This window comes from Arachnia sp., assembly GCF_057238465.1.
In genome coordinates this window covers 60,948-70,719 of record NZ_DBHHFZ010000015.1, presented here as the reverse complement: position 1 = coordinate 70,719, position 9,772 = coordinate 60,948, and the positions used below count along the sequence as shown (strand labels likewise).

General features: G+C 67.9%; 6 protein-coding genes. 5 read left to right on the top strand and 1 reads right to left on the bottom strand.

Annotated elements, in window-relative coordinates; translation table 11 throughout:
* Window positions 1–115: 115 nt before the first annotated feature.
* Genes ACO6D6_RS13780 through ACO6D6_RS13770 form a run of 3 tightly spaced genes read left to right on the top strand, consistent with a single transcriptional unit; the run spans window position 116 to window position 4,172 of the window.
* Window positions 116–409, top strand: coding sequence for a DUF2249 domain-containing protein (locus ACO6D6_RS13780; protein ID WP_484785818.1), 294 nt, complete (start codon window positions 116–118; stop codon window positions 407–409).
* Between the two features lie 29 nt (window positions 410–438).
* On the top strand, window positions 439–1,482 hold the full coding sequence (locus tag ACO6D6_RS13775; protein ID WP_484785817.1) for a hypothetical protein: 1,044 nt from the start codon (window positions 439–441) through the stop codon (window positions 1,480–1,482).
* Window positions 1,479–4,172: a multicopper oxidase domain-containing protein gene (locus ACO6D6_RS13770; RefSeq protein WP_484785816.1), complete on the top strand. Its 2,694-nt coding sequence runs from the start codon at window positions 1,479–1,481 to the stop codon at window positions 4,170–4,172. Before ACO6D6_RS13775 ends, ACO6D6_RS13770 begins: the two co-directional genes overlap by 4 nt.
* Before the next feature lie 30 nt (window positions 4,173–4,202).
* Here ACO6D6_RS13770 and ACO6D6_RS13765 read toward each other — a convergent pair whose 3' ends face one another.
* Complete coding sequence (locus tag ACO6D6_RS13765; protein ID WP_484785815.1) at window positions 4,203–5,558, bottom strand: VldE C-terminal domain-containing protein; 1,356 nt, start codon at window positions 5,556–5,558, stop codon at window positions 4,203–4,205.
* Between the two features lie 428 nt (window positions 5,559–5,986).
* Here ACO6D6_RS13765 and ACO6D6_RS13760 point away from each other — a divergent pair, with 428 nt between their 5' ends.
* Together ACO6D6_RS13760 and ACO6D6_RS13755 are read left to right on the top strand one after the other, a co-directional pair.
* On the top strand, window positions 5,987–7,438 hold the full coding sequence (locus ACO6D6_RS13760) for a patatin-like phospholipase family protein (protein ID WP_484785814.1): 1,452 nt from the start codon (window positions 5,987–5,989) through the stop codon (window positions 7,436–7,438).
* Window positions 7,439–7,503: 65 nt separating this feature from the next.
* On the top strand, window positions 7,504–9,390 hold the full coding sequence (locus ACO6D6_RS13755; RefSeq protein WP_484785813.1) for an alpha-amylase family protein: 1,887 nt from the start codon (window positions 7,504–7,506) through the stop codon (window positions 9,388–9,390).
* The last annotated feature ends 382 nt before the right edge of the window (window positions 9,391–9,772 follow it).

Sequence of the window (9,772 nt, the reverse complement as noted above, 5' to 3'; positions counted from 1 at the left end):
TGGGCACCTCCTCCTCGCGCATAACTGTCCCTGCCGGGTCGCAAGCCTACTGGCGATCCTCCCGAATGGTGGTGTCGTCCACAGTGATGCCCCGGATGTCGTTAAACTCCGCCGCATGACTGAACTGCCCATCACCGAGAAGTCCTCCGGGGGTAGCTGTGGCTGCGGCTGCGGTCACGACTCCCTGCCCGAACTCGATGCCCGAGTCATCCCGCACGCGATCCGGCACGCCGCGATCCTCGGGGTGGTCGGCTCCTTGAACGTGGGCGGCGCCTTCATCCTCGTCGCCCCCCACAACCCGTTGCCGCTGCTGGCGCAGATCGCCGACCTCCACGGCGAGGCCATCCAGGTCAGCTATGTCCAGGAAGGTCCCGACGCTTGGAAGCTGAAGCTGGAACGGCGCAGCTGAACCCCTTGAAAAGAGCCGCACCAGCTCCCGTGTCGCGCCGTGTCCTCCTGGTGATGCTGGCGGGAATCAGCCTTCTGACAGGCCTCAACGCGGGACTGGTGCGGCTCGGTGTCTGGGCGCCGGTGGCCAGCGGCCGGCTCGCCGACCTGCACGGGCCGCTCATGGTCCTGGGATTCATGGGGTCCCTGATCTCGCTGGAACGCGCCCAGGCGTTGCGCAACCGGCTTGCCTACGCTGCCCCTGCCCTGCTCGGTGCGGGGGCCCTCGTGCTGATCTCCGGGGTGTTCCCGGTGCTCGGAAGGCTGCTGCTTTTCGACGGCACCCTCGCTTTCGTCGCCGTCATGGTCGCCCTGTACCGCCGCGCCCCGTTGCCCTTGGTCGCCGCCCAGGTGGTGGGGGCGGTCCTGGCATGTCTCGCGGCCGCGCTGCTGGTCAGCGTGGAGGTTCCTGCGCTGCTGCCCCTGCTCGCCGGTTTCATCGTCGTCACGATCGCTGCCGAACGCGCCGAGCTGGCTCAGCTGACCATGGGTCGCCGCGCCGTGCCCACCCTGGTGGCGGCGAGCGCGTGGCTCTCCTTGAGCGCTGTTTCCGCGCTGCTGTGGCCCGGTCCCGGCGACCGCGTCTTCGGGGCCGGGGTGTTGTTCGTGGCGCTCTGGCTGATCCGCGATGACGTCGGGCGTCGGCTGATCCGAAGCGAGGGCCTGCGGCGCTACAACGCCGCCGCGCTGCTGCTGGGGAACTTCTGGCTGGCCGTCGCGGGTCTCACCTGGGTCATCGTCGGCCGCCCAGAGGCCACCGGAACCCATGACGTGGTGGTGCACGGCACCTTCCTGGGGTTCGCCATGTCGATGATCATGGCCCACGCCCCGATCATCTTCCCGACCGTCCTTTCCCGTCCCCTGCCCTACCGCCCGGCCATGTGGGTGCCGCTGGCGGTGCTGCACCTGGGCATGGTGGTGCGCGTCCTCGGCGCCCTGACCGGAACCTTCCTTTACCAGATCGGAGGAGCCATGACCGTGGTCTCGATCCTGTTGTTCGCCGCAACTGCCATCTACTCGGCGGTGCGGGCATGAGCACCCCCGGCCGTCCGGGGGTGGGGCCTTCGCAGACCGGCCGAACCGCTGGGGCGGGCAGCGGGGGAGGGTCCGGTGGTTCGCGCCGCAATCGTGCCCGCGACTACACCGTCGTCGTCTGGCTGCTGAGCGCCGTGATCATCGCCGCGGCCCATCGCCTGGTGCCCGAATCCACCTGGCTGATGGTGCACCTGGTGCTGCTCGGGGCCCTGACGCACTCCGTGCTCGTCTGGAGCCAGTACTTCACCGCGGCCCTGCTCAAGACCCGGCCCGACGAGGCCCGGGACCGCGCGCAGCGCAGACGTCTCGGCCTGCTCTGCCTCGGATCCCTGGCGGTGTTCGTCGGGGTGCCTGCCAGCTGGTGGTGGCTGGTGGTCGCGGGTGCGGTGCTCGTGACCGTGGCCGTCTCCTGGCACGGGCTCTCGCTGTGGCGGCAGCTCCGCAAGGCCCTGCCCGGACGTTTCCGGGTGGCCGTCTGGTATTACGTGGCCGCCGCCTGCCACCTGCCCGTCGGGGCTGCGTTCGGGGCGACGCTGGCCTTCGGGTTGGACAACACCTGGCACTGGCGGTTCCTCGTCGCCCACACCATGACGAACCTGCTGGGCTGGATCGGTCTGACGGTGGTGGGGACGCTGGTCACCTTCTGGCCCACCATCCTGCGCACCCGTATGGATGACCGTGCCGAGGGATTCGCCAAGCAGGCCCTTCCCTGGCTGATCGGCTCGGGGATGGTCGTGGTGGCGGGTGCGCTGGCGGGTCTCCAGTACGTTGCGGTGGCCGGTCTGGTCGGCTACCTGCTGGCGCTCGGCTGGTGGGGCCGGGTGCTTGTCGCCCCGCTGCGGCGCCGACCCCCGCGCGAATTCTCTCCCGCCTCCGTGCTGGCCGCGATGATCTGGTGGGTGGTGGCGCTGGTGGTCACCGGCGGGATCGTGCTGACCACCCCGCCCTCGGGCTGGTCGGAGGTCACCGGAACCCTCGCCGTGGTGTGGGCCGGCGGTTTCGCCGCGCAGCTGCTCACCGGCGCACTCAGCTACCTGCTGCCCTCCGTCCTCGGCGGCGGGCCCCGCGTCGTGCGGGCGGGCGCGGCCTGGTTCGACCGTTTCACCACCTTCCGGATCGTCGCCATCAACGGTGCCCTGATACTGTTCCTCACCCCCACACCACCCTGGGTGAAACTCACCTCCGGTGTGCTCGGGGTGGGATCGGTGGCGGCCTTCCTGCCCCTGATGATCCTCGGGATAAAAGCGAGTGTCGCGGAACGCAAGGCGATCGCCAAGGCGGGTCCCCGCACCGGGCCACCCCAGAAACTGCCCGAACGGGAATCCGCGCTGACCGCCAACGGGATGCTGGCGGGTGTGCTCGCCCTGACCCTCGCCGTCACGGTGGGGGTTGGCATCGACCCGTCGGCGGTCGGCCTGGGCGGCGGCTCGTCGTCGACGGGGGTGAACGCGACTGGCAGGACCCAGAGAATCCAGGTCACCGCCAAGGAGGGGTTGCGTTTCGAACCCGCCTCGGCGGAGGTCAGCCGCGGTGACCGGGTGATCATCGAGCTGAGCAACGCCGACGCCACGATGATCCACGACCTGAAGCTCGGCGACGCCACCACCCCCAGGCTGAGCGTGGGAGAGACCGCGGAACTGGATCTCGGCGTGGTCGGGGAGTCCATCGAGGGCTGGTGCACCGTCGTCGGGCACCGCCAGGCCGGGATGGTTTTCACCCTCAAGGTTTCGGGACAGGACACCTCCGGCTCGCAGGACGGAACCACGGGTGGCGGACACGACCACGCCCCCGCACAGGCCAACTCGGTTCCGCTGAACACCGTGGTGGATCCCGTTGCCCCGGCGGCCACGCAGGAAACCATCCACCGCGTGGAGATGCGCGTCACGGAGCTCCCCCTCGAGGTGGCGCCCGGGGTGTGGCAGAAACGCTGGACCTTCAACGGCGGGCCGGTCGGCCCGACCCTGCGTGGCAAGGTCGGGGACGTGTTCGAGGTGACCCTCATCAACGACGGCACCATCGGTCACTCCATCGACTTCCACGCCAGCAACCTCGCGCCCGACGGGCCCATGCGCACCATCGCCCCGGGGGAGAGTCTCGTCTACCGGTTCACCGCGCACCGCGCCGGGATGTGGCTGTACCACTGTGGCACCGCCCCGGTGTCCGCACACATCGCCGCCGGCATGCACGGTGCGGTGATCATCGACCCCGAGGGGCTGCCCGCGGTGGATCGCGAGTACGCCCTGGTGGCCTCCGAGATCTACCTGACCGGTGGCACGGGAACCAGCCCGGAGAACGCTGCCGAGGTCGACGCCGCCAAGGCGCAGACCGACACCCCCGACTACTCGACCTTCAACGGCATCGCCTTCCAGTACGCGCAGCGCCCGTTCACCGCGAAGGTGGGGGAGAAGGTGCGGTTCTGGGTGCTTTCCGCAGGGCCGAACCTGTCCACCAGTTTCCACGTCATAGGTGGCCAGTTCGACACCGTCTACTTCGAGGGTGGCTACCTGTTGAAGGACGGGAAGGACGCATTCGGCAACAGCGGCGGTGGTTCCCAGGCTCTCGGGATCGAGGCCGCCCAGGCCGGTTTCGTGGAGCTCACCTTCCCGGAGGCCGGGCACTACACCGTCGTCGATCACGCCTTCCTGGACGCCGAGAGGGGCGCCCTCGGCACCATCGAGGTGACCGAGTGACGCCCCTGCCCCGGGTAAGTTTCGCGGGGATCAGTTGTCGTAGACAGTGATGTGGATGTGGTCCTTGTGGTTGGCGGTGTCGCTGCCGCGTCCCGCCATCGGCCGCCAGCCCTCGCTGTCGCGGGTGATGTTCCAGATCTTCTGGTCCCAGATGATGTAGTGGACCCGGAACTGGGAGTGGTTCGCCTTGAAGTAGGCGGCCAGCCGGTTGCCCAGCTCCTTGTTCGACCTGTAGTTGGGGATCATGATGTCCACGGCCCGGCCCGAGGGGTGATCCGGCAGGGGATCCGGGCGCACGCCGTACATCGTCTTGATCTCCGGGACGTTGTTCCAGATGTAGCGGACGATCCGCTTGACGTTCTCGTTGGCCTGGTCGAGACCCTTCGACCAGCCCCGGTTGAGGCTGCCGCCATCCCCACCGCCGCTGTCGTCCCCGGGGGCCGACGAGCTCAGGTAGCGGGCCGTCACCCAGCGGATGGCGCCGTTGTGGACGATCTGGGCGCGTCCCGACTGGACGGTGCCGGTCACGGCCACCTCGCTGCCCTTCGGGATCTCACCGGTGTAGGCCGATCCGGTGGCCGAGCGCCAGATGTTGAGGTTCGCCGTCGCGTACTGGGTGGTGGTGGCGGGCAGGCTGCCCCCGCCCGGAGCGGAGGAACCGTCCACCACCCTCAGGTACTTGTTGTTGAACCAACGAACGTTGCCCTGCCAGATGCACTGGGCCATTCCGCTGGTCACGACATCCGTGCAGTCGAGGATCGTGCCGCGCGGGACGTCGCCCAGGGAACGGTAGCCGCTTCCCGGGGCGGTGCGGATCATCAGCTCGGTGGTGGCTCGCAGCTTCCTCGTGGTGGTGGGCAGGTCCTGGCTGGGGGAACCCGCGGACTGCGACAGGTAGCGTGTCGCCGCCCAGAGCGTCTGACCGTTCCAGGTCACCTGCGAGAACTCACCCTTCACGGTGCCGGTGAGACTCACCTTCGTGCCCTTCGAGGCGACCGCACTCACCCGGTAACTCAGACCGGGTCCGGTGCGCAGGTTCAGCGCCGTGGTCGTGTAGGCGTCACCGGAGGCGCCCGAGGATGATCCGCCACCCCCGCTGCCCGACGACGATGCCAGGTAGGCGGAGGCGACATAACCGGTGCGTCCCTTGTAGGAAACCTTCGTCCAGCCGTTTCCGGAGCTCAGGGCCTGCACGTTGTCCCCCGGGTAGAGCAGACCGATCCGGGAATAGCCGGTTCCCGGTCCCGAGCGCACGTTGACGGCGGTGGTGGCCCGCATAGTGGTTCCGGCAGCGTCGGCGCTGGTCACCAGAGCCAGTGAGCCGACCGACTGAACGAGCCCGGCCACCACCAGGGCGGCCAGTCCTCCCCGCACGGTTCGCATCATCCGGTTCACGTTTCCTCCGAAAATTCTCAAGGTCTTGGGTCGATCACGACTCTTCCCCGGGATCTCGGTCCCAGCCGTGTCGACCGATCGGACATTAAGTACCGGAAGGGCCCTCTCACAAGCCCCGATGGAGACCTGCCGGGGGGATGCGAGCGTGTTTCGGATGCGGATTTCCGAGAATTACATCAGTGTGTTTCAGCTCGGGAAAAGAGGCGATAACCCGCTCCTGACTAGGCCCTGTGACTTTCGTCAATTATTAAACAGTTGGTTCGTACGATTTCTGAGAGGAGTCTGAGGACTGTTTGAAATCCGGGCCGGCAATTCACCTCAACTGTCACTTCAGGTTCAGGTGGTTGAGGTTGAGGTTCAGGGCCGGCCCGGGGTCCCGGTGGAAGGGGTCCTGTTGGCGGGGCCTCTAAACTTCACCCATGGCTCGCAGAGGATGGTTCGGACTTCCGTTCTTCGATTCCCAATCCGAGCCGAGCACCACCGCTTGCGTGCTCTCGGGTGGCGGGGCGCGGGCCAGTTTCCAGATCGGCGCGCTCGACTACCTTTACGCGAACGATCCCGAGTTCACCCCCACGATCTTCATCGGCGCCTCGGCCGGGGCCATCCTGGCCGCCGGGCTGGCCCAGTACCCGAATCGGCGGGAACAGATCGGTTTCCTGGAGCGCGTGGACGATCTGTGGTGCTCCATGACGGGTCCCGAGGACATGTTCACCCCCCGCCCCTGGCTGTCCCGGCTGCTGGCGGAGGCCCCGGCATGGCTGGAGCTGGTGGGTCAGGCAACCAAGCCCGAGGAGGCCTCGTCGCGTTCCTCCTGGCTGTCCCTGCGGCGCCGCCGTAACGGAGCGCAGGAGACGGCAACCCCGGAGGACCCCGTGGAGGAGGCGCTCACTCCCGACGAGGAACTGCAGTCGGACTTCTCCCTGGGGTTGATGGCGCAGCTGGCGGGCGCCCTCGGACGGCTTCCGAAGCTGGGGAGCGACCTGATGGCGGTCAAGACGGGCATGGAGCAGTCGCGGTCGCTGTACCGTCCGGGACCCATGCTGGTGAAACTGCTGCACCCGGACGTCTTCGACCCCGAGCGGGTGTCCACCTCCGGCATGCAGCTGCGGATGGCGATGGTGGCCCTGGAAACCGGGGAACTGCACTTCATGCGCGAGGACGGCGCCCTGGTCAACCGCGAGGACCGGGAGATCGACGCGGGCCCTCACAACCTGACCCGCGGGGTGCTCGCGTCCTGCGCCATTCCCGGGGTGTTCCGGCCGGTCCCGGTCGGTGCGGAGACCTATGTGGACGGGGGAGCCCGGGAGAACCTGCCCGCGGAGATGGCGATCGGGTACCTGCGGGCCGGCCGGACCTACGTGGTCTCGTCGCAGACCGACGGGGTGCCGCGAAAACAGTCGATGGCCCGGGCCGACGTCTTCCAGGTCGTGATGCGCGCCACCGAGATCCTCATGGACGAATCCGGCCGGGACGAGACCGCCTACGCGCTGTCGGCCGGTGCCGTCGTCATCGCCCCGGACGTCGAGGTGCACGAGGCCATGACCGTCCACCCCGGGCTGATCCGCATCCACCGCGACCACGGCTGGTCCCGCGCGGCCGCGGTCGTGCAGGGAATCGACGCGGCGGAGCAGCAGCGGCTGAGCCGGGTCACCCGGCTGCGGGTGCGCTGCCTGCGGCGGGAGGAGGCGTGGCTCGATGACCCCGCCAACCGCCGCGCCCTGCTGGAGCTGCAGAGCGCGAAACTGGAACTGCGCGACGCCATCGCCCGCTGCCAGCGAGATCTCCTGCCCGACGGGGTGGAGCAGAGCTGGGCCCGGTTCGAGGAGCACCCGAGGAATCCCGATGTCGAACCGCGGTGGCTCGAGGGGTGATCTTTTCCGGGAGAAATTACTTTTGCCACGTAACATCGCCCACCCGTCCGGCTAAGCTGACCGCCATGGGTGACATTGACGACGTCCTGGAACTGCGGTGGAACCGCTACGGAGATGAGCTGACAACGGCGCTGCGCAACGTCTACGGAGAAAAGACCGACGCTCTGGTGGAGCGGGTGCGCGGAATCGTGACGAAGACGCTCGAGGAGCGTCCCGTCGACCTGCGCAGGCTGGACGAGGCACGCCTGCTGCGCCCCGACTGGCTGCAACAACCCGGCATGACGGGCTACGTCTGCTACACCGACCGGTTCGCCGGCACCCTGAACGGGATCCTCGGGCACCTCGACTACCTGCATGACCTCGGGGTCACCTACCTGCACCTGATGCCGCTGCTGCAACCCCGCGAGGGCGCCAACGACGGCGGCTACGCGGTGGCCGACTACCGTTCCATCCGCAGCGACCTCGGAACCATGGAAGATCTCGCGGAGGTTGCGAAGGGGCTACGGGAACGCGGCATCTCGCTGGTGGTCGACCTGGTGCTGAACCACGTCGCCAAGGAACACGAATGGGCCCGGCGAGCCCGGGCGGGCGAACAGAAGTACCGCGACTACTTCATGATCTACCCCGACCGCACCGTCCCGGACCAGTACGAACAGACCCTGCCCGAGGTGTTCCCGGACTTCGCGCCCGGTAACTTCACCTGGGACGAGGAGCTCGCCGGTTGGGTGTGGACCACCTTCAACGACTACCAGTGGGACGTGAACTGGGCGAACCCCGATGTCTTCTGCGAATACCTGGAGATCATCTGCAACCTGGCGAACCACGGTGTGGAGGTGCTGCGGCTGGACGCCATCGCCTTCATCTGGAAACAGATGGGCACCGACTGCCAGAACGAACCCCCCGTGCACGAACTCGCGGAGGCGCTGCGGGCCGCGGTGCGGATCGCGGCCCCGGCGGTGGTGTTCAAGGCCGAGGCCATCGTCGGTCCGCGTGACCTGATCGCCTACTTCGGTCAGGGACGCCACTACGGGAAACTCTCCGATCTGGCCTACCACAACTCGCTGATGGCGCAGCTGTGGTCGGCGCTGGCCAGCCGCGACGTGACGCTGCTGCGCTACGCCCTCGAACGGTTCCCCGCGAAACCCCCGACGGCCACCTGGGGCACCTACGTGCGCTGCCACGACGACATCGGCTGGGCCGTTGACGACCGCGACGCCGCCGCGGTCGGCATCAACGGGGCCGAGCACCGCAGGTTCCTCTCGGATTTCTACTCCGGGGAGTTCCCGAAGTCGTTCGCCCGCGGCCTTGTGTTCCAGGCCAACCCCGCCACCGGCGACCGGCGTATCTCCGGCACCCTGGCCTCCCTGGCCGGGCTTGAGATGGCCCTCGAATCGAAGGACCAGGAGGCCATTGACCTGGCCGTGGGTCGCATCAACATGCTGCACGCCGTGATCTGCGGGTTCGGTGGGGTGCCGCTGATCTACATGGGCGATGAACTGGCGATGCTCAACGACTACCACTACGGCGACGATCCCGCGCACGCCGAGGACAACCGCTGGGTGCACCGCCCCGTCATGGACTGGGACGCCGTGGCCGCTCTGGCCGAGAAACCCGATTCCGCCCAGGCCCGCGTCAACGCATGGCTGCGGCACGTGCTCGACGTGCGCCGCGCCACCCCGCAGCTGCACGCCGGCTACGAGTCGCACATTCTCGACGTCGGCGACCGCAGGGTGCTCGTCATCCGCCGTGACCATCCGATCGGCCCCATGTATCAGCTCTACAACCTCTCCGAGCACAGGGTCAGCATTCCCATGGGGCTGCTGCGCACCCCCTACGGCAGCAGGGCCAAGGAACTCCTCGACGACGTGACCTGGGATCTGGACCCCGCCGCCCTCAGCCTGGAGCCCTACCAGGTGCACTGGTTCGTGGCGGCCGAGGACCTGGAGGAGTGATCAGCACCCCGTGAAGCTGGCTGAACCGGGACGCGTCGGAATCTTTTCTGGCATCTGGTGGTCGGATCCGACCACAGTTCCCCGGGTGCGCGTGAGAGGTTTCGACGCGGCCGGCTCGCAGAGCGAGCGGCCCGTGTCGAAACCATGCCGCGGGTGTCCGGGAACTGCGGCCGGCCTTGAGGTCCTGGAGCATCATCGATCCCATCCGCTCTCGGGGCATCCTCCTTCTGGAGGAGGTTCACAAGATGACAACCACACCAGATGCCTTGTTATCCATACCGCCAGGCCTGAGGGTGACCTAGCTGAGCGCAGCTCGGCTTGCTCACCCGGTTAGCGCTCGCAACTGTCAGACCGCTCGGGCTTCTGGCGTGATGAGAGGGCT

Bases quoted from the DNA above. Each gene is read 5' to 3' on its own strand.
- ACO6D6_RS13780 (WP_484785818.1), top strand. From the start codon at position 116: ATGACTGAACTGCCCATCACCGAGAAGTCCTCCGGGGGTAGCTGTGGC.
- ACO6D6_RS13770 (WP_484785816.1), top strand. From the start codon at position 1,479: ATGAGCACCCCCGGCCGTCCGGGGGTGGGGCCTTCGCAGACCGGCCGA.
- ACO6D6_RS13765 (WP_484785815.1), bottom strand. From the start codon at position 5,558: ATGATGCGAACCGTGCGGGGAGGACTGGCCGCCCTGGTGGTGGCCGGG.
- ACO6D6_RS13760 (WP_484785814.1), top strand. From the start codon at position 5,987: ATGGCTCGCAGAGGATGGTTCGGACTTCCGTTCTTCGATTCCCAATCC.
- ACO6D6_RS13755 (WP_484785813.1), top strand. From the start codon at position 7,504: ATGGGTGACATTGACGACGTCCTGGAACTGCGGTGGAACCGCTACGGA.